General features: G+C 32.8%; 20 protein-coding genes. 3 read left to right on the top strand and 17 right to left on the bottom strand.

Translation table 11 applies throughout. The features are described 5' to 3' along the window. Window positions 1–43: 43 nt before the first annotated feature. The 9 genes from IWX84_RS04750 to IWX84_RS04790 form a co-directional block, all read right to left on the bottom strand. On the bottom strand, window positions 44–850 hold the full coding sequence (locus tag IWX84_RS04750) for an enoyl-ACP reductase (RefSeq protein ID WP_196849606.1): 807 nt from the start codon (window positions 848–850) through the stop codon (window positions 44–46). 123 nt (window positions 851–973) lie between these two features. Beyond that, window positions 974–2,164, bottom strand: a complete 1,191-nt coding sequence (fabV, locus tag IWX84_RS04755) for an enoyl-ACP reductase FabV (RefSeq protein ID WP_196849607.1) — start codon at window positions 2,162–2,164, stop codon at window positions 974–976. Window positions 2,165–2,256: 92 nt separating this feature from the next. Next, a complete protein-coding gene (gene recN / locus IWX84_RS04760; protein WP_196849608.1) occupies window positions 2,257–3,909 on the bottom strand; it encodes a DNA repair protein RecN in 1,653 nt (550 codons plus the stop codon). 56 nt (window positions 3,910–3,965) lie between these two features. Then, window positions 3,966–4,850, bottom strand: coding sequence for a DUF4835 family protein (locus tag IWX84_RS04765; RefSeq protein ID WP_196849609.1), 885 nt, complete (start codon window positions 4,848–4,850; stop codon window positions 3,966–3,968). After that, window positions 4,843–6,054 (bottom strand): bifunctional phosphopantothenoylcysteine decarboxylase/phosphopantothenate--cysteine ligase CoaBC, encoded by a 1,212-nt coding sequence (gene coaBC / locus IWX84_RS04770; protein ID WP_196849610.1) that lies wholly within the window; start codon window positions 6,052–6,054, stop codon window positions 4,843–4,845. Before coaBC ends, IWX84_RS04765 begins: the two co-directional genes overlap by 8 nt. A 7-nt stretch (window positions 6,055–6,061) precedes the next feature. Further along, window positions 6,062–6,379 (bottom strand): DNA-directed RNA polymerase subunit omega, encoded by a 318-nt coding sequence (locus IWX84_RS04775; protein WP_035671643.1) that lies wholly within the window; start codon window positions 6,377–6,379, stop codon window positions 6,062–6,064. 4 nt (window positions 6,380–6,383) lie between these two features. Continuing rightward, window positions 6,384–7,178, bottom strand: coding sequence for an outer membrane protein assembly factor BamD (locus IWX84_RS04780; protein ID WP_196849611.1), 795 nt, complete (start codon window positions 7,176–7,178; stop codon window positions 6,384–6,386). A gap of 129 nt (window positions 7,179–7,307) precedes the next feature. After that, window positions 7,308–8,195: a 4-hydroxy-tetrahydrodipicolinate synthase gene (dapA, locus tag IWX84_RS04785; RefSeq protein ID WP_196849612.1), complete on the bottom strand. Its 888-nt coding sequence runs from the start codon at window positions 8,193–8,195 to the stop codon at window positions 7,308–7,310. A 9-nt stretch (window positions 8,196–8,204) separates the two neighbouring features. After that, on the bottom strand, window positions 8,205–8,723 hold the full coding sequence (locus IWX84_RS04790; RefSeq protein ID WP_196849613.1) for a DUF6913 domain-containing protein: 519 nt from the start codon (window positions 8,721–8,723) through the stop codon (window positions 8,205–8,207). Between the two features lie 47 nt (window positions 8,724–8,770). On the opposite strand from IWX84_RS04790, the gene IWX84_RS04795 reads away from it, so the two are divergent. After that, window positions 8,771–9,580 (top strand): 5'-nucleotidase C-terminal domain-containing protein, encoded by an 810-nt coding sequence (locus IWX84_RS04795; protein ID WP_196849614.1) that lies wholly within the window; start codon window positions 8,771–8,773, stop codon window positions 9,578–9,580. 179 nt (window positions 9,581–9,759) lie between these two features. Further along, window positions 9,760–10,671: a bifunctional metallophosphatase/5'-nucleotidase gene (locus IWX84_RS04800; RefSeq protein ID WP_196849615.1), complete on the top strand. Its 912-nt coding sequence runs from the start codon at window positions 9,760–9,762 to the stop codon at window positions 10,669–10,671. Window positions 10,672–10,725: 54 nt separating this feature from the next. On the opposite strand, the gene IWX84_RS04805 is transcribed toward IWX84_RS04800, so the two are convergent. The 6 genes from IWX84_RS04805 to rpsF all read right to left on the bottom strand — a co-directional run bounded on the left by IWX84_RS04805 (window position 10,726) and on the right by rpsF (window position 15,327). Beyond that, window positions 10,726–11,463, bottom strand: a complete 738-nt coding sequence (locus IWX84_RS04805) for a hypothetical protein (RefSeq protein ID WP_196849616.1) — start codon at window positions 11,461–11,463, stop codon at window positions 10,726–10,728. A 6-nt stretch (window positions 11,464–11,469) separates the two neighbouring features. Continuing rightward, entirely contained in the window at window positions 11,470–13,470 is a 2,001-nt protein-coding gene (gene ligA, locus IWX84_RS04810) for an NAD-dependent DNA ligase LigA (protein WP_196849617.1), read from the bottom strand. Window positions 13,471–13,545: 75 nt separating this feature from the next. Next, window positions 13,546–14,019, bottom strand: a complete 474-nt coding sequence (locus tag IWX84_RS04815) for a DUF6495 family protein (protein WP_196849618.1) — start codon at window positions 14,017–14,019, stop codon at window positions 13,546–13,548. A 160-nt stretch (window positions 14,020–14,179) separates the two neighbouring features. Further along, complete coding sequence (rplI, locus tag IWX84_RS04820) at window positions 14,180–14,623, bottom strand: 50S ribosomal protein L9 (RefSeq protein WP_196849619.1); 444 nt, start codon at window positions 14,621–14,623, stop codon at window positions 14,180–14,182. A gap of 63 nt (window positions 14,624–14,686) precedes the next feature. Next, entirely contained in the window at window positions 14,687–14,983 is a 297-nt protein-coding gene (gene rpsR / locus IWX84_RS04825; RefSeq protein WP_073206367.1) for a 30S ribosomal protein S18, read from the bottom strand. 2 nt (window positions 14,984–14,985) lie between these two features. Beyond that, window positions 14,986–15,327, bottom strand: coding sequence for a 30S ribosomal protein S6 (gene rpsF, locus IWX84_RS04830; RefSeq protein ID WP_196849620.1), 342 nt, complete (start codon window positions 15,325–15,327; stop codon window positions 14,986–14,988). Between the two features lie 164 nt (window positions 15,328–15,491). On the opposite strand from rpsF, the gene IWX84_RS04835 reads away from it, so the two are divergent. Beyond that, the gene (locus IWX84_RS04835) at window positions 15,492–16,187 is read left to right on the top strand and encodes a LytR/AlgR family response regulator transcription factor (RefSeq protein ID WP_196849621.1); all 696 of its coding nucleotides are present in this window, start codon (window positions 15,492–15,494) and stop codon (window positions 16,185–16,187) included. A gap of 10 nt (window positions 16,188–16,197) precedes the next feature. On the opposite strand, the gene priA is transcribed toward IWX84_RS04835, so the two are convergent. Both priA and IWX84_RS04845 read right to left on the bottom strand, forming a co-directional pair. Then, window positions 16,198–18,648 carry a primosomal protein N' gene (gene priA, locus IWX84_RS04840; protein ID WP_196849622.1) on the bottom strand — a complete coding sequence of 817 codons (2,451 nt, stop codon included), beginning with the start codon at window positions 18,646–18,648 and terminating at the stop codon, window positions 16,198–16,200. An 89-nt stretch (window positions 18,649–18,737) separates the two neighbouring features. Continuing rightward, window positions 18,738–19,172: a DUF2147 domain-containing protein gene (locus tag IWX84_RS04845; protein ID WP_196849623.1), complete on the bottom strand. Its 435-nt coding sequence runs from the start codon at window positions 19,170–19,172 to the stop codon at window positions 18,738–18,740. Window positions 19,173–19,232 lie beyond the last annotated feature (60 nt).

Raw genomic sequence — 19,232 nt, forward strand, 5'->3', positions numbered from 1 at the left:
AGCAATTGATGGTTGTTGTAAAATTTTTGGTTTTATTTGCTTTTTATTCAAACATTTCAACCACTTCCTGGCTCACTCCCATATTGGAGAATCCACCATCATGCAATAAATTTTGTAAAGTCACTTTTCTTGTTAAATCCGAAAACATAGAAACAGTATAATTAGCACAATCTAAAGCAGTTGCATTTCCTAATGGTGACATTTTCTCAGCAAAAGCAATGAATCCATTAAAACCTTTCACACCCTGACCCGCTTTGGTAGCCGTCGGTGATTGTGAAATGGTATTCACTCTTACTTTTTTATCTCTTCCAAAAAAATATCCAAAACTGCGGGCAATAGATTCCAAATAAGCTTTATTGTCAGCCATATCATTATAATCAGGGAAAACACGCTGCGCTGCCATATAAGACAAAGCCACGATACTTCCCCATTCGTTCATGGCATCTTTTTTATACAAAACTTGCATCACTTTATGAAAAGAAACGGCAGATACGTTCCAACCTTTCTCCGTGTAATCATAATTCTGATTCGTGTAATGATTTCCTTTTCGAACATTTACAGACATCCCGATAGAGTGCAAAACAAAATCAATTTTACCTCCCAAAATTGCTATTGCCTGATCAACTAAATTTTCTAAATCAGTTACCGAAGTTGCATCTGCAGGAATGATTTGCGAATTAGTTTCTTGTGCCAATTGATCAATGGTTCCCATTCTCATCGCAGCCGGCGCATTCGATAGCACGAAAATCCCTCCTTCTTCATGAACACGTTCGGCCGTTTTCCAAGCAATGGAATTTTCATCTAATGCTCCAAAAATAATACCTCTTTTCCCTTTTAATAAATTATACATAACAAATGAAATTAACTTTAAATCAGATTTAAAAAAAATACACCTTAATTTCTAAATGAATAAAACCATTATGAAATTAAGGTGTATTATGAAAAATTTTATATTTTAACTTTGTAAAAAGAATTACGCAATACTAGAAACATTTACCATTTCATCCGCATCAGCTTTGTACTCTACACCTTCAACATCAAAACCGAATAAATTGTAAAAATCTTTTCTGTATCCTTCTAAATCAGATATATCAGATAAATTTTCGGTCACAGCCTCTGCCCACAATTTAGCAATCTTTTCTTGAACATCAGGACGCATTTCTAAATCATCGATACGAATTCTACCTTTTTCATCCGTTGGAATTTCGGCACCAGTATATAATCTTTCACTGTACAAACGCTGAATCTGCTCAATACATCCTTCATGAATTCCTTCTGCTTTCATGATTTTATACAATAAAGAAATATATAATGGAATAACTGGAATTGCTGAACTTGCTTGAGTAACCAATGCTTTATTTACAGAAACATAAGCTTTACCATTAATATCTGCTAAACTATCTGTAATAGAAAAAGCAGTAGCTTCAAGGTGATCTTTGGCACGACCTATGGTCCCCTTTCTATAAACGGCTTCAGTAAGTGATGGTCCTATATAAGAATACGCAACCGTAGTAGCTTCTGGAGCAAGGAGATTTTCAGCTTTTAAAGCATCAATCCACATTGACCAATCTTCACCACCCATTACCGCAACTGTATTTTCAATGTCTTCGTCAGTACAAGGAGCAATAGAAATTTCTGAAACTTTACCTGAATGAAAATCTACCGTTTTATTGGTAAACGTACTTCCGATAGGTTTCAAAACGGAACGATGTAAAACACCGGTTACCGGATGCATACGAACAGGAGAAGCCAAACTGTAGATAACCAAATCAACTTGGCCTAAATCAGCTTTTATTAAATCTAATGTTTGTTTTTTTATTTCATTTGAAAAAGCGTCGCCATTAATACTTTTTGCAAATAATCCCGCTTTATGCGCTTCATTTTCAAAAGCCGCAGAATTGTACCAACCCGGAGAAGCTGTTTTGCCTTCTGCTGGTGGTTTTTCAAAAAATACACCTATAGTTCCCGCATTTGAACCAAAAGCACTTGTAATTCTCGAAGCCAAACCAAAACCGGTTGAAGCACCAATTACCAATACTTTTTTGGCTCCAGCAATAGGACCTTTGGATTTTATATATTCAATTTGATTTTTAACATTTTGTTCGCATCCTTTTGGGTGAGATGTCGTACAAATAAATCCTCTCATTCTTGGTTCTATAATCATATCTTGTTATTCTTAATTTATTATCCTTGAAATTATTTTTTGGTAATACGAAAATACCTTTTGTTAAAAGGAAACAAATATAAAGCTAAATATTAATTCAGCAAGGTTTTTGCATGATTTAAGGCCGAATCAGAAACAACAATTCCTGATAGCATTTGCGCAATTTCAACAACTCTTTCGTCATTACTCAGTAACTTTAATTCGGATTGTGTATCCTCACCAATAGTCGATTTGAATACTTTGAAATGTGCATTTCCTTTTGCAGCAATTTGTGGTAAATGGGTAATGGCAAAAATTTGCATTTTCTGGCTCATTTCCTTCATGATTTCTCCCATTCTAATTGCAATTTCGCCTGAAACACCGGTATCTATTTCATCGAAAATCAGTGTCGGTAATTTTGAATATTGTGCCAATATTGCCTTTACTGCAAGCATTATTCTTGACATTTCTCCCCCGGAAGCCACTTTTTTCAGTAATCCAAAGTCAGTTCCTTTATTAGCAGAAAATAAAAACTGAAGTTCGTCTTTTCCGTTTGCTAAATAAGTTGAAGTCGCATTAAGTTCAATATTAAAACGCACATTTGGCATTCCTAAAGTTTCTAAAATAGTAATCAACTTTCCAGATAAAACAGGGATTGAATCCAATCTGTTTTTATGAATTGTCTCAGATAAAGTATCTAATATTATCGTTTTTTGTTGAATTGAAGTAGTCAATACTATAATTTCTTCCTCTAAATTTCCTAATTCTAAAACTGAATTTTCTAGATTAGCCTCAATTTCTAATAATTCATCGACTGAAGAAACTTGATGTTTCTTTTGCAAATTAAAAATCACTTGCAACTTTTGACTAATTAAATCCAATTGTTCCGGATCATTAATCAGTTTCTCTGAACATCTGTTTAATTCATCAGAAATATCATCAAATTCAATTGCTATGCTTGTAACTCTTTCCAACAAGGAATAATATTCGGAAGAAAAAGAGGAAATTTTTTGCAATGAAACCTTAATTTCATTCAAATTATGTAAAACTCCTATTTGTTCTTCATTGGCAACAGCCAAAGATTTATCAATGGATTCTTTTATAATCTCAACATTATTCAATTTTTCAAAATCAGCTTCAAGAACTTCTTGTTCGCCTGATTTTAATTGTGCAGTTACTAATTCATCCAATAAAAAAGTATTGTATTCTTGCTCTTTTGAAGCATCATTTTGTTTTTTAAGAAGCGAATTTAATTTAGACTTATCCAATTTATAACTTTTCAAAACCGATTGATACTCTAGAATAGTAACTTGATTAGTAGCAATTGCATCTATAATTTCGAATTGAACATTCTCATCCGATAGTTCTTGGGTTTGTTGTTGCGAGTGAATATCAATCAAAAACAAACTCAATTCCTGTAGTTCTTGAAGATTTACGGGACTATCATTGATAAAAGCTCTTGATTTCCCAGACGGCAGAATTTCACGTCTAATAATGGTATCATCTTCATAATCCAAATCATTTTCTTCAAAAAATTGACGCAGATTATATTTGGAGATCTCAAAATGAGCTTCAATAATACACTTTTCTTCTTTATTCTTCAACGAAGTTAAGTCGGCTCTTTTTCCTAAAACTAGACCTAAAGCTCCTAATATTATTGATTTCCCTGCGCCTGTTTCTCCAGTGATTATTGAAAAACCTTTGGAAAAATCAATAGTTAATTTTTCTATAAGTGCATAGTTTTTTATCGAAAGAGAGGTAATCATTTAAATTAATTTTGGGATGAAAAACAAGGATATTTTAGTAATTTGAAAGTAATCAATTAATACTTAATTGATGCCCATTTACTGGAATTCAAAGGAGAAACTTTATTCATATTCTCAACCAAATCAGTAATTGAAATACTTGGCCCACCTGAAAAAATAGAAACAATTTCGTCTGATTTAGCGTCAAAAAATACGCGTGTTAAAAAAGCATTGGGTTTTGTATTATTTAATTTTGATAAATTAAGTAATGACTTCTTTATTTTTTCTTTTGAAGCTTTCAAATCTTGACTCATCAAATCTAATCCGGAATGGTAATCGAATAAAGTTTGTCTGACTTCCATAAATGTGGGAGATAATAAATCATTTATCAAAAAGTAACGATTTTGATTTCCATCGCTTTGCGTCCATCCTTTATAACCGCCTTGTTGCGCCACATTAGAAATGTTTTGGGCTGTTTCAAAATAAGGATTCCCCGATTGTAATACAAAAGTATCTGCATCCATTCCCAATATTATATTGCTATAAAATGCCAATACTGACACTAAATTTGAATCAAAAGTAGTAGGACTAAAGATTAAATTTTCAAACTCCGTATATCTAAAACTGAAGTCCTTATCGTTATAATTCAATACAGGCGAAGCATAGGATGAATTGAAAACAGGTCTTGATGATTGTACTTGTATTGTTGCCGTGAATTGATCGGAACTGTTCGATAAAACAGTAATATACATCGAACAATTAATCTTTTCATTTTGTTTAAAAGTTTGTCCTGTCCAATCTGTTTTATTTACAAATTCACTTACTGACGCTTCCAAAGTTTTAAAAACGGCTTGATTCGCATTAGTTAGTTTTTGTGAATTGACCGTTACCGTACAATTTAGCTGTTGCGCTTGTGAAAGCCCAAAAGTAAGTAAGAAAAGAAAAGTAATTATTTTATACATAAAAATGTGTGATTACTTTGTTTAATATATCATCCGCCACAGCTTCTTTTGATTTCAGTTCCATCGCTTCGATATTGAAAAATTTATCTATAAAGGTAACTTTATTTGTCGGCTTTCCAAAACCGGCTCCTTGATCTTGCAATGAGTTTAAAACTATCAAATCTAAGTTTTTTTTCTGAATTTTCAACTTCGCATTTTCAATTTCATTTTCCGTTTCTAAAGCAAACCCGATTAAAAACTGATTTTTTTTGATTTTACCCAAAGAAGCTAAAATATCTTTGGTTTTTTCCAGCTCAATGGTGAAATCATCTTCTGCTTTTTTAATCTTTTGAAGTGCCACATTCTTTGGTTTGTAATCTGCTACTGCTGCTGCAGCTATTGCCACATCAACATCCTCATAATAGAGATGACACGCGTTATACATTTCCTCACCAGAAACTACATTTATCACCTTTATCGAAGAATGAACCGCTTTACAATTGGTAGGACCAGTAACTAATATCACTGAAGCCCCTAAATTTGCAGCACTTAAGGCAATATCAAAACCCATTTTTCCAGACGAATGATTTCCTATAAAACGTACAGGATCTATCGCTTCGTATGTGGGACCGGCAGTAATTAGTATTTTTTTCCCTTTAAGAGGTAATTTACTTTCTAAATCAGCTTCCAAGAATGCTACAATATTTTCTGGTTCTGCCATTCTTCCTTCACCAGATAAACCACTGGCTAATTCACCACTTTCAGCGGGAATTATAGTGTTTCCAAATTGGTTTAAAGCTAAAAAATTTGCAATCGTAGAGGGATGTTTATACATGTCCAAATCCATCGCAGGAGCAAAATACACCGGACATTTTGCCGATAAATAAGTTGCAATAAGAAGATTATCACAAGTACCGCTTGCCATTTTAGACAAGGTGTTTGCCGTTGCAGGTGCAATAAGCATCAAATCTGCCCACAGTGCTAATTCAACGTGATTATTCCATTTTTCGTTCTCATCATCTTGATTATAAAAACTGGAAAATACAGGATTTTTTGATAACGTAGATAACGTTAGAGGAGTTACAAAATCCTTAGAAGCAGGTGTCATTATCACTTGGACATGTGCACCTGCTTTTATGAAGAGTCGTACTAATGACGCTGTTTTATAGGCAGCAATCCCACCAGAAATACCTAGTAAAATTTTCTTACCGCTTAAAACTGACATTATACTATTATTTATTTGAATCTCTGTGGTAGATTTTACCATCTAACCATTCTTGAACCGCTAAAGCATGAGGCTTAGGCAATTTTTCGTAAAATTTAGAAACCTCAATTTGTTCTTTATTTTCAAAAACTTCTTCAAGACTGTCATTATATGTAGCAAATTCTTCCAATTTCTCTGTCAATTCTTTTTTGATTTCAGAATTGATTTGGTTTGCTCTTTTAGCCATAATGGTTATCGCTTCATACACATTACCAGTAGGTTCTTCAATAACATTTTTATTGTAAGTTATTGTATTTACCGGAGCATTCGTCTTTTTTAAATCCATGACTTTATTTATTAAATTTTTGTAAATCTTTATCAATTCGCACTAACATTTCGTCAGTTTTCTTTTTGTATTTGTTATTTGCATTAAATTTTACAAGATTTGAATGCGCTGCTTTTGCAACATTTAATCTTTCTTCCATTTTTGCAGGAATACTGTTTATTGCTAATTGGTAAGCAGAATCAAATTTGTAAAAAAGAGCATCTTCCCTGAACATTGTACCAGGATAATCTGCTATAAAGTTATCAAAAGCAACAATCGCAGATTTGTAATCTGAGATGGTATTATAACCTTTTGCATTTTCATATACCTTTTTCTCTATTTTCTCGCTTAGCTGTTTTAGCGTTGCGTTTGCTTCTGCCAAATATTCTGAATTTGGATAATTGTCTATAAATGCTTGAAGTTTGTCAATGGCCTTAAAGGTATCTTTTTGATCTAAACTATAAACCGGTGATAGCATCGAGTAACTTTTGGCGGCTAAATAAGCAGCCTCTTGAACTTTTTCACTTTTTGGATAACCAGAAACAAAACTTTCAAATTGGTATCCCGCTAAATAATATTGTTTTGTTTTATAATACGATTGCGCAAACATATAAAACAATTTTTCTGCTTGTGGTTTCCCTCTGTAAGTAGGAGCAATTTGCTCAAAAAGACGAATTGCTTTAGTATAACTACCTGAATCATACAATTTGGTTGCCATACTAAACTTTATGGAAACATCTTCGGTTTTTATAGCTTTTTGATATTCATTACAAGAATAAAAAAAGGTAACAAGAAGTAATAGAGATAATATTTTTTTCATTTTTATACTTTATTTATGATTTCCCGGCCGTAGTAAACACAAAAAATCATACCGAAGTTTCGGTGGCAAATTTAGTTAATAATTTAGCTACTTCAAAATATTTTTTTGTTTTAATAAAAGTAAGATTTTTTATCCGTTTTTATTCATTTTTTCAACAAAATGGTTTATTCTTCCCGCTAATGTCTCATCTACTTTTATTAGTGGAAGACGAACAACATTTTCGGAAATTCCCAATGATAGAAACACTTCTTTGATTCCTGCAGGATTTCCTTGTTCAAAAATCATATCGATACAATCATCTAAAATATACTGTGTTTTGAATGCTTCATCCACTTTTCTATTCAAACCTAATCGTATCATTTCCGAAAACTCTTTTGGAAAACCTTGACCAATTACAGATATAACACCAGATCCACCGGCTAAAACCATAGGTAAAGCAATCATATCATCTCCAGAAATTACAAGGAAATCTTTTGGTTTATTTTTCAATAATTGCATCGCTTGAACCATATCACCCGCGGCTTCTTTGATGGCAACTACATTTTTGAAATCATTGGCTAAACGCAAAACAGTAGCCGGCAACATATTACTTGCTGTTCTTCCCGGAACATTATATAAAATTACTGGAATTGGAGACGCTTCTGCAACTGCTTTAAAGTGTTGATAAATTCCTTCTTGTGTTGGTTTATTGTAATAAGGTGAAACAGAGAGAATTGCAACAAATTGAGATAAATCTCTAGTTTTCAATTCTTCAACTACCTTTAAAGTATTGTTACCTCCTACCCCAAGAACTAATGGTAAACTTCCGTTGTTTGCTTCTATTACCGTACTGATAACTAATTCTTTTTCCTCTTGAGACAAGGTAGCATTTTCAGCAGTCGTACCAAGCACTACAAGGTATTCAATTCCGCCATCTATCGAGAAATTTACAATTCTTTTTAAAGCTTCTGTATCAATTGAAAAATCTTCTTTAAATGGAGTTACAAGGGCAACACCAGTTCCTATTAATGATTGCATAGTATTGGATTATATTTTGTTTAATAATTTTAAATATCTGAATAATTCATCAGTGAAAACTTTATAATTTTCGGCTTTCGTATCAATAATCAAATGGTTTAACCTTTTGTCAATTGATGCAAAACCCACTTTAAATTTTGCTTTCGATTTAATAGTAAAAAGCATTAGTATTGTTTTTTCAACATCGTAATAACTGATAAGAAAATCAAATTCTTCATTGAGATAATCATTTACTTTTGGTTCCGTAATTTCTCCTTTCCAATTAAGATGTTTTGCACTGAATGCAAGTTGTGAATTTGCGTTGTTTGACTTTGATTTATCTGTGTAAACAATAACCTTAATATTTTCATTAGAAAATCCATTTGCAATTAAGTCGTTAATCAAGGCTTCTTTTTTAGAAAAATAACTGGTATCAATTAACAAACCAACTGTTTTTACCACATTTGAAACCTCCTCGCTTTTTACATTTTGCAAGTTTTTTTTAAATGTTTTTTTTACGTAGAAATTCTTTATATAATTTATAAACATACTACATTTACCTGATTACAAAATTAATTAATTAAGTCGCATTTAAAATGGTAAATCTAAAAAAGTATAACGACGTTTTAAAACTTTTTGTTATATTCTTAACATTTCTTTTTATTGTTTCCTGTAGCAAACAAAATTATCATGTTTCTAAAATAGAAGGCAAACGAATTCCAATCACTGCAAAGGAAAACGAAGTTCCTGACCAGAGCCCACAGGGCGAGCAGGCAAAGCAAATTGAAAACTTCATTAAACCCTATCGCGAACATATTAATAAAGATTTGGACAGTGTGCTTGCCTACTGTCCTGTAACATTGGACAAAAGTTCTGGTAAATGGCAGACAACTATTGGAAATCTATTAGCGGATGTCAGCTTGAAGCGGGGAAATCTGGTTTTTAATGCCAGAGAAAAAAAGAATATCGATATTTGTTTACTCAACCATGGTGGTATTCGTTCCATTATTCCTAAAGGGAATGTAACCAGCAGAACAGCATTTGAAATCATGCCTTTTGAAAACACTATGGTCGTTATTGCTTTGAAAGGAGAACAGGTTTTTGAATTAGTTGACTATTTTATCGCCGAAAAAAAACCACATCCACTTTCTGGAATTACTTTTACAATCGACAAAAACAATAAGGCCAAGAATATAATAGTCCGAGGAAAGCCTGTTGAAAAAGAGACTATCTATTATGTGGGTACCAACGATTATTTAGCGAATGGGGGTGACAATATGAATTTCTTTAAAAAAGGAGTTCAAAAATTTGACTTAGATTACAAACTTCGAAATATTTTGATTGATTATTTCAAAGAAGTAGATACAATTCCGGTGATAAATGATGTTAGAATTACTGTTGAATAAATATAAATCCTAGTAAATAAATAATGCCCTAGCCCCGATTACTTCACTTGATTTTTATTCTTATAGGAGTTCAGTGAATTACATTTGAAGTGGAAATCCTTATTATTTTTTTTCAAAAATAAAAAGATTGCAATCTCGTCTTTAGGACGAGACGGGAAATAGCTCTAAAAAAATAAAAAATGAAAAGAAGAGATTTTATAGAAAAAACGGCTGCAAGTACAGCTCTATTAAGTTTGGGTTTGTCGTTGAGCAGCTTCGAATCTGCGAGAACGAAGCATCTCACGATTTTGCATACTAATGATGTTCACAGTTATATTGATCCATTTCCTGCAAATCATCCAAAAAATGCTAATATGGGTGGTGTCGCGCGAAGAGCAGCATTGATTGAAACCATCCGAAAAGAAAATCCAAATGTTTTATTACTTGATGCTGGCGATATTTTTCAGGGAACTCCTTATTTTAACTATTATGGAGGGGAATTAGAATTCAAATTGATGAGCATGATGAAATATGATGCTTCTGCGATTGGGAATCATGATTTTGATAATGGAGTTGAAGGATTGTACGCCCAAATGCCTCACGCGACCTTTGAGTTTATATCAGCAAATTACGATTTTAAAAATACTGTGATGAATGGTCTAGTAAAACCCTATAAAATTTTTAATAAAAACGGAATCAAAGTTGGTGTTTTTGGACTTGGAGTGGAATTAAATGGCTTGGTTGACAAAGCAATGTACAAAGAAACGGTTTATAACGATCCTGTTGAGACTACACAAGATATGGTTCGCATCTTGAAAAAAGAAAACAAATGCGATTTAGTGATTTGCTTGTCGCACTTAGGGTACAATTATAAAGACGAACCCAATAAAATTTGCGATTTAAAATTGGCTCAAATTACTCAAGATATTGACTTAATAATTGGTGGTCATACCCATACCTTTCTTGATAAACCAACTGTGATGAAAAACAGTGTTGGCAAAGATGTTTTAGTTAATCAAGTCGGCTGTTATGGAATTAATTTAGGGAGAATTGATTTCTATTTGGATAATAATAAAGAAAAAGCATCACAAGGAACTTCAATTATTGTTTAATTTTTTTAATTGGATTTGTTTTACCAACAAAAATATTTTTCCTCAAATTACATTCTAATCAATCAAAGAATTATTTTGATAGTTGTATTCTTGTAAATCTACATCCATTCTTTCAGTATCGATGACAAATTTATAAAAAGCGTAATAGCTGGAAACATATAAAATCATTCCTAATGGGGTAAAGAAAGTGGGAGGCAAATTAAATAAAAAACATTTTTCAATAAATACAGTAAAATACATAGCGGTTGACAATAGCCCAAAAATAAATAACCAGGGTGTATTTCTAGTTTGATTCATGAAGTAATTAGACAAGATAACCCCACCAAGAATAGACACCAAAATATTTTGAGCTACCAAAGGATAATAACTGTTTTCCGGAATCTCATCAGAAATAGAAAGCAGATAGGAAAAAATAAGAATAAAAGGAATAATTGCAATTACTATGGGCATAAAATCTTTCACCTTATTTAATTTTAAAATATAAAAAATAAGCAAAATTCGGTGAATCAAAATGCCTGTCAATCCCAATATTAAAAATAGCATTGATGTCGAAAGAATAAAAATACTAGTCAGTAATAAAAAAAATACGGTCACAAAAAAAAGTAAACTCCGCACATTAGAAGTAATCCAATATAGATAGAGCAACACAACGGCAATAAAAGGTCTAAACGCAAATAAAATTACCTTGAATGAAAATAATTCTGCTAAGATTTCAATAATTGCAAAAGAGAAGAACAAACCTACGATTGTATTTTCCTGCAAAAAAATATTTTTTTTAATCAGTGACTGCATTCGCTTTTAGTTATTAACTAGATTTATAAAATCATCCTCAGAAATTATCGGTATGTTCAGTTTGTTCGCTTTTTCTAATTTTGCAGGTCCCATACTATCCCCAGCAACAACATAATCAGTTTTTGCGGATATTGAGCTTCCTACTTTACCCCCATTATCTTCAATTGATTTTTTCAAATCATCTCTGGAAAATTTCTCAAAAACACCGGATACGACGAAGGTTTTACCGGCAAATTTATCGGTTGCATTAGGATTTATTTTTTCGATTACTTCAAATTGAACTCCGTAACTTTTTAAACGGTCAACAATAGTTCTATTTTCCTGATTTTCGAAAAATTCGATGACGCTTTTAGCAATCCTGTCCCCAATTTCGTCCACTAAAACTAAGTCCATCAAAGTCGCCTGACTCAATGCATCAATACTTTTATAATGTTTAGCTAATTTCTTAGCGACAGTTTCACCTACAAATCGGATTCCAAGGGCAAACAGCACTCTCTCAAAAGGTATATTTTTAGAAATCTGAACCCCATTCACAAGATTCTCTGCTGATTTTTGAGCCATTCTTTCCAAAGGTAGAATTTGCTCCACAGTCAATTGATATAAATCGGCATAATTATGAACCAAACCATTATTGAACAGTAACGTTACCGTTTCGCCGCCAAGTCCTTCAATGTCCATTGCTTTACGCGAAATAAAATGCTGTATTCTTCCAACAATTTGTGGCGGACAGCCATAAAAATTAGGGCAATAATGATTGGCTTCCCCTTCATTTCTAACTAATTCCGTATGACATTCCGGGCAATGAGTGATGTATTTTGTAGCTTCTAAATTTTCAGGACGTTTCGTTAAATCAACTGCAATAATTTTAGGAATAATCTCCCCTCCTTTTTCAACAAAAACGGTATCACCAACACGAATATCTAATTTTTCTATTTGATCGGCATTATGCAATGAAGCGCGTTTTACAATAGTTCCGGCTAATTGTACCGGTTCTAAATTTGCTACGGGCGTAATCGCACCCGTTCTTCCAACTTGGTATGAAATTGAATTTAATTTTGTTGAAACCTGTTCCGACTTAAATTTATAAGCGATTGCCCAACGAGGAGATTTAGCCGTAAAACCTAATTCATCCTGATAATGAAAAGAATTTACTTTGACCACCACTCCATCGGTTTCGTATGGCATCTTGTGTCTGTGAGTATCCCAATAATCAATAAATTCAAAAACTTCATGCAAATTATGGGCTAACTTAGCTTCTTTCGGTGCTTTGAATCCCCATTGTCTGGCTGTTTCTAATCCATCAAATTGAGAATTAAAAGGTAATTTATTTCCAATTATAAAATACAACAAACAATCTAACGGTCTTTTTGCCACCTCGGCACTGTCTTGCAATTTCAAACTACCGGAAGCCGTATTTCTAGGATTCGAATACGGTGCTTCTCCAATTTCGATTAATTCCTGATTCATTTTTTCAAATCCGGCAAAAGGTAAAATGATTTCGCCGCGTACATCAAATGTAGTAGGAAAATCTCCTTTTATCTGTAATGGAATTGATTTAATGGTTTTGATATTATTAGTCACATCGTCACCTTGAAAACCGTCACCGCGAGTCACAGCACGTTTCAGTTTTCCATTTTCGTAGGTAATACTTATGGATGCACCATCGTACTTTAATTCGCAGGTATATTCTAAAGGAACATCTCCCAAAACTTTTTGAATACGTTTTTCCCAATCCATCAATTCTTCTTTGGAATAGGAATTGTCCAAAGAATACATTCGATGTTCATGAGCAACGGTTTGAAAGTTTTTTGTAATTGTTCCGCCAACTCTTTGCGTGGGCGAATTTTCATCGAAGTATTCTGGGTTATTATTTTCTAAATCCTGAAGTTGCTTTAACTTCAAATCAAATTCAAAATCAGAAATGGTCGGTTTGTCTAACACATAGTAATTATAGTTGTGCTGATTTAATTCCTCTCTTAACGTTTGAATCGTATTTTGAATATCCATAGAAAATAAAAATTGGCTATTTTAGTGCTTAAAATAAGGCACTAAAATAACCAATTTAAAATAAAAACAATAGAATTATGACTCTATAATTGTGTTTATTTGTTTGTATAATTGTCCGTCACTTAAAAAAGCTCCTTGTTGTATCAAGGCAAAGATCGACTTGTTGCGTTCTTCAGTAAATTCCTTTTTACCGGTTTTCATTTCAATAGTTTCGGTAAACATGTTATCGCTAAGCCATTGTAACCCTTCTCTAGTTAAAAAATCAACTTCAGGAACCAACGATTTTAAAACGATTGACTGAACATGAGTATCAAAACTTTGAAACAGAAAAATATGGTTTTTCGAAAAATGTTCTAAATATTCTGCTTTGGCAAGAACACCTTCCCAAATCAAATCAGAAAAAACGTCAAGTTCTTGTTCGGCAACCTCAGGTTGTTCCGTTTTTATTTTATCCCATTCGGCTTTATCAATTGCTTGAGTCGCAAGGAACGTACTGAATTCTTGATTCAGTTCTTCAAATTGTTCTTTTGTTAGTCTTGAGTATTTCATTTAAGCTGAATTTAGTTACTGCGTCAATTCGCTACGCTCGTGTCAGCATCTTAATTATTTACGACGCTCTTTATTTATAAATTAAAGAATCTGAACCAAGTTCAGATTAAACAAAAAAAATCCCGACTTACATCGGGATTCAGTTATATAAACTTAGAAATTATGCTTTTTCAGCAACAATTTCATAAGGCAATTCAACTATTACATCTCTGTGTAATCTAACGTTAGCAGTATATTTTCCTGTACGTTTAACGATTCCACTAGTAATGAATTTTCTGTCAATTACTTGACCGCCTTTTGCTAAAGCTTCAGCGATATCAATATTCGTGATTGAACCGAATAATTTTTCTCCACCTGCTTTTGCGAAAATTTTAATTTCAATAGCTTTCAAAGCTTCAGCCAATGCTTTTGCATCGTTTACTACTTTTTCTTCTTTGTGAGCTCTTTGTTTTAGGTTTTCAGCTAACACTTTCTTTGCAGAAGAAGTTGCTAAATGTGCGTGACCTTGTGGGATTAAAAAGTTACGACCGTAACCGTTTTTCACAGATACTACATCATCTTTAAATCCTAAATTTTGAACGTCTTGTCTTAAAATAAGTTCCATGTTGTTGTCCTTTGTTATAGAAGTTAGGTTTCATTTTCAGAAAACCAACAACTGCGTTAAATATTATTTTAGTAAATCAGCCACATATGGCATTAATGCTATGTGACGTGCTCTCTTAACAGCAACTGACACTTTTCTTTGGTACTTTAATGAAGTTCCTGTTAAACGACGAGGAAGTATTTTCCCTTGTTCATTCACGAATTTCAATAAGAAATCAGCATCTTTATAATCAATATATTTGATACCTGATTTTTTGAAACGACAATACTTTTTTTGTTTGTTTGTTTCTATGTTCAAAGGCGTAAGATATCTGATATCTCCGTCTTTTTTTCCTGAAGCCGATTGTTGTAGTGTAGCCATGATTACGCTTTTGTTGCTTTTAATTTAGTTCTTCTTCTCTCAGCCCAAGAAATCGCGTGTTTATCTAAACTTACAGTTAAGAAACGCATGATTCTTTCGTCACGTCTAAATTCAGTTTCAAAAGCAATTAGAACTTCTCCAGCTACTTTGAATTCGAATAAATGGTAAAAACCAGATTTTTTGTTTTGAATTTCGTAAGCCATTTTTTTAAGGCCCCAATCTTCTTTCGATACCATTTCTGCTCCTCTACTAGTAAGAAAATCTTCAAATTTGCTTACTGTTTCCTTTACCTGAACTTCAGATAAAACGGGATTTAAAATGAAAACAGTTTCATAATGATTCATAAATATATATTTATTTGTTAATTTGGGTGCAAAAGTAACCATTTGTTTTAGATAAACAAGCCTTATTTTACTTTAATCGTCAAACGGCGAAAAAAAACGTTTCATATTAGTTTTTTTAATAATTTAATGTTAAATTTACTAATCCAAATCTAAAATAAAAAATTATGAAACTTAATTGCGTAGTAGTTGATGATAGTTCCATTCAAAGAATGATTATCGCAAAGTTAGTAAATAACCATACAAACTTACATTTAATTGGGGATTTTTCGAATGCAATCGAAGCTAGGAGTTGCATGTCGGTACACAACGTAGATTTAATATTTCTGGATATTGAAATGCCAGTTATAAGTGGTTTTGATTTTTTAGATGGTTTAAAAATAAAACCGCAAATAATTTTCATTACTTCTAAGGCAGAATATGCGATGAAAGCATTTGATTATGATGCGACTGATTATTTGCAAAAACCAATTGCAATCGATCGATTCAACGCCTCGGTTAGAAGAGCAATGGATCAATATTTACTTAAAAAAGAAAACAAGGAAGAAGAAGGAGAACATATTTTTATTAAAAGTAATCTAAAAAAATTGAAAATTTTTACTTCTAAAATTAAATGGATAGAAGCTTTTGGTGACTATGTAAGAGTAGTTACTGAAGAAGATAGTAATTTAGTACTTTCTACAATGAAATCCTTTGAAAATGATTTATCTAAAGAAAAATTCATACGTGTTCATAAATCATATATTATCAATATCGACAAAGTAGAACGTTTTAACAGCAAATTTGCCGAAATTGGAGTCACTAAAATCCCTTTAAGCAGAAACAAAAAAGAAGATTTAGTTAAAGCGCTATCATTTGCATAAAAAACTACTTTTAATAAAAATCAACGTTTAACGTAACCTTCACAGCTCTATATTGAGGCACGGCTTCAAAACTATTCAGAATCTTTTGAATAGTTTTTTTTGTGTTTAAAATAGAAATTTCCTGCGGAATTTTAATAATTATCGTCCGTATAAATTCATTCCTGATCCTACTGATTGCTGGTTCTTCAGGTCCTAAAACAGGCATATTTAGGTTTTGGCTCATCACTTGATACAACCACATAGATCCTTCCTTTAACTTATCAAAATCACGTTGTTTAAGCGTTAGTTTAACAATTCTAAAATATGGAGGGTATTTATAAATCTGTCTGTCATACAACTGTTCCTTAAACATTCCTACATAATCTGTAGTGGTTACCTGCTGAATGGTATTGTGATTTGGATTATAGGTTTGGATAATCACTTTTCCTTGTTTTTCTGAGCGTCCTGCACGACCGGCCACTTGCGTCATCATTTGGAAACTTCTTTCAAAAGCTCTGAAATCTGGATGATACAGCATATTATCCGCATTCATAATCCCTACCAAAGTTACATTATCAAAATCTAATCCTTTGGCAAGCATTTGCGTTCCCACAAGAATATCAATTTCTCTATTCTTGAAACTATCGATTATTTTCTCAAAACCAAATTTCCCTCTTGTTGTATCCTGATCCATCCTTCCCGTTTTTGCAGTTGGAAAAATAGCAATTAGTTCTTGTTCGATTTGTTCAGTTCCAAAACCTTTTGTAGCCAAATCAACACTGGAACAAGAATGACAATGCGTTGGTTTTGCCATGGAATATCCGCAATAATGACAACGCAATTGATCTTTATGCTTATGGTACGTCAAACTCACATCACATTGCTGACAATGGGGCACATGACCACAAGTCATGCATTCGATGATGGGAGAATAACCTCTCCTGTTTTGAAACAAAATCACTTGTTCCCCTAAGGACAAAGCTGTTGTGATTTCGTCAATTAAAGTATCGCTGAAATGCCCGGTCATTTTCTTGCGAAAATATTTGTCTTTTAAATCTACCAATTCGATATTTGGCATCATGACGTTTCCAAATCGCTCCGAGATTTCGACTAATCCAAATTTTCCAGACTTAGCATTGAAATAGGTTTCTAAGCTAGGTGTTGCAGAACCCAATAACACTTTTGCTTGATGTGAATGTGCCAAAACTATGGCTGCATCGCGTGCATGATAACGAGGTGCAGGATCTACTTGCTTGAACGTTTGCTCGTGTTCTTCATCTACAATTATGAATCCCAAATTATGAAATGGCAAAAATAAGGCCGACCTCGCTCCTATTACCACTTGCGCTTTTTCGGAATTTTCTAAAACTTGATTCCAAACTTCCACGCGCTCGTTATTATTATATTTCGAATGAAAAACCGCTACTTTATTGCCAAAATAAGTCCTTAACCTTCCCACTAATTGAGTCGTCAAAGCAATTTCAGGAAGTAAATACAGTACTTGCTTTCCTGAATCGATATATTCTTCGATGAGTTTGATATAAATTTCCGTTTTACCACTGGATGTTACGCCATGTAAAAGGCAAACTTCTTTTTGAATAAAACTTTCTTTGATTTCATCAAAAGCGATTTGTTGTGCAGGACTTAACTGCAATTGACCTTCTCTGGTTTTTCCTGTAAAATTGACGCGGTCTTCCTGTATAAAATAGTCCTCAAATATTTCTTTTTCAATCAATGCTTTTACAATAGCTGCCGAAGAATTAGCTGCCTCTACCAGTTTTTTTACCGTTATTGGCTTCTTTTCCACAGCGCTAAGTTGAAAATAATTCAAGACAATTTCCTTTTGTTTATTGGCACTTTTGAGTGTCTCAAGTAATTGACTTAAACCGGCATTTGAATCATATTTAGAATGCAACCGTACGTAGCGAACTAATTTTGGTTTATAGGTTTCCAGCATTTCTTCCTCAAGCACCAATATATTTTTGTCAATCAATTTTTGAATGACTGGAAAGATATTTTTCTTGTTTAAAATTGAAATGATGTCTTGGACTTTGAGTGAACTTTGTTGTTGTAAAGCCTGATAAATTAGATATTCATCATCCGAAAGCAGGCTTTCATCTACAAATAAATCTTGTTTTTGAGAAATTACGGTTTCGCTTTCCAGCAAAAGTGCGCTAGGCATTGCACCGCGATAAACGTCACCGATGGCACACATATAGTACGAAGCAATCCATTGCCAATGTAAGATTTGGATTTCTGTTACAATGGGTTTTTCGTCAAGGATTTGGTGAATTTCTTTAGCTTCGTATAATTCAGGTTTGTTTTGGTGAATTTCGATAACTAAAGCCGTGTAGATTTTACTTTTACCAAATGGAACTGCCACGCGCATTCCTTTTTTTATATAATGGAATTCGGCTTCTGAGATGCTATAAGTAAAGGTTTTGGCAAGGGAAAGCGGTAAAATTACTTCGACGAAATACATTCTTTTAATTTAAATAGTTTAAAGTTTCAGGTTTTAAGTCTCTTATTCCAGTTACAAAACTTGAAACTTGAAACCTGAAACAATAGGACCTAGTTTTTAACTCTAGACCAATATTGTGTTCTTCCAAATAATGAAAATCCAATAAAACCACGTACTTTCAGTTTATCTTTTGATTCTAATGTCATTAAACATTTATACATTTTTCCGTTTTTAGGGTCTAATATTTTTCCATTAGTATATTCATCCCCATCTTTTTTTAATCCTTTTATAATGACCAACCCAAGAATTGGTTTATTTTTATCCTCTCCGGCACAATCTTGACATACGTTATTCTTATGAGCCACATCTAAAATCTCAATTACTTTCCCGTAGATTTTTCCCGATTTCTCATAAATTTCTACAATTGATTTTGCTTTACCGGTTTCGTCGTCAATAGTTTTCCATTTTCCAACAACGGTTTGATTTTGACTATAAAAAATAGTTGTAAAAAATAATGCTGCAATAATTAAAATGTTGTTTTTCATAATTTTGTTTTTTTTTAGCCCTGATAGCAGTGAAAATCCTTTTCCTTTTTTTAAAGGAAA

This window comes from Flavobacterium sp. CG_9.10, from assembly GCF_015752245.1.
GTDB lineage: Bacteria > Bacteroidota > Bacteroidia > Flavobacteriales > Flavobacteriaceae > Flavobacterium.

Coding starts and splice junctions, on each gene's coding strand:
- IWX84_RS04805 (WP_196849616.1), bottom strand. CDS start 11,463: ATGCAGTCACTGATTAAAAAAAATATTTTTTTGCAGGAAAATACAATC.
- priA (WP_196849622.1), bottom strand. CDS start 18,648: ATGTATTTCGTCGAAGTAATTTTACCGCTTTCCCTTGCCAAAACCTTT.
- dapA (WP_196849612.1), bottom strand. CDS start 8,195: ATGCAATCATTAATAGGAACTGGTGTTGCCCTTGTAACTCCATTTAAA.
- IWX84_RS04845 (WP_196849623.1), bottom strand. CDS start 19,172: ATGAAAAACAACATTTTAATTATTGCAGCATTATTTTTTACAACTATT.
- rpsR (WP_073206367.1), bottom strand. CDS start 14,983: ATGGCTACACTACAACAATCGGCTTCAGGAAAAAAAGACGGAGATATC.
- ligA (WP_196849617.1), bottom strand. CDS start 13,470: ATGGATATTCAAAATACGATTCAAACGTTAAGAGAGGAATTAAATCAG.
- IWX84_RS04800 (WP_196849615.1), top strand. CDS start 9,760: ATGAAAAGAAGAGATTTTATAGAAAAAACGGCTGCAAGTACAGCTCTA.
- rpsF (WP_196849620.1), bottom strand. CDS start 15,327: ATGAATCATTATGAAACTGTTTTCATTTTAAATCCCGTTTTATCTGAA.
- rplI (WP_196849619.1), bottom strand. CDS start 14,623: ATGGAACTTATTTTAAGACAAGACGTTCAAAATTTAGGATTTAAAGAT.
- IWX84_RS04775 (WP_035671643.1), bottom strand. CDS start 6,379: ATGGATTTAAAAAAGACGAATGCTCCGGTAAATACAATAACTTACAAT.
- IWX84_RS04835 (WP_196849621.1), top strand. CDS start 15,492: ATGAAACTTAATTGCGTAGTAGTTGATGATAGTTCCATTCAAAGAATG.
- IWX84_RS04795 (WP_196849614.1), top strand. CDS start 8,771: ATGGTAAATCTAAAAAAGTATAACGACGTTTTAAAACTTTTTGTTATA.
- IWX84_RS04815 (WP_196849618.1), bottom strand. CDS start 14,019: ATGAAATACTCAAGACTAACAAAAGAACAATTTGAAGAACTGAATCAA.
- IWX84_RS04780 (WP_196849611.1), bottom strand. CDS start 7,178: ATGAAAAAAATATTATCTCTATTACTTCTTGTTACCTTTTTTTATTCT.
- IWX84_RS04765 (WP_196849609.1), bottom strand. CDS start 4,850: ATGTATAAAATAATTACTTTTCTTTTCTTACTTACTTTTGGGCTTTCA.
- IWX84_RS04750 (WP_196849606.1), bottom strand. CDS start 850: ATGTATAATTTATTAAAAGGGAAAAGAGGTATTATTTTTGGAGCATTA.
- coaBC (WP_196849610.1), bottom strand. CDS start 6,054: ATGTCAGTTTTAAGCGGTAAGAAAATTTTACTAGGTATTTCTGGTGGG.
- fabV (WP_196849607.1), bottom strand. CDS start 2,164: ATGATTATAGAACCAAGAATGAGAGGATTTATTTGTACGACATCTCAC.
- recN (WP_196849608.1), bottom strand. CDS start 3,909: ATGATTACCTCTCTTTCGATAAAAAACTATGCACTTATAGAAAAATTA.
- IWX84_RS04790 (WP_196849613.1), bottom strand. CDS start 8,723: ATGTTTATAAATTATATAAAGAATTTCTACGTAAAAAAAACATTTAAA.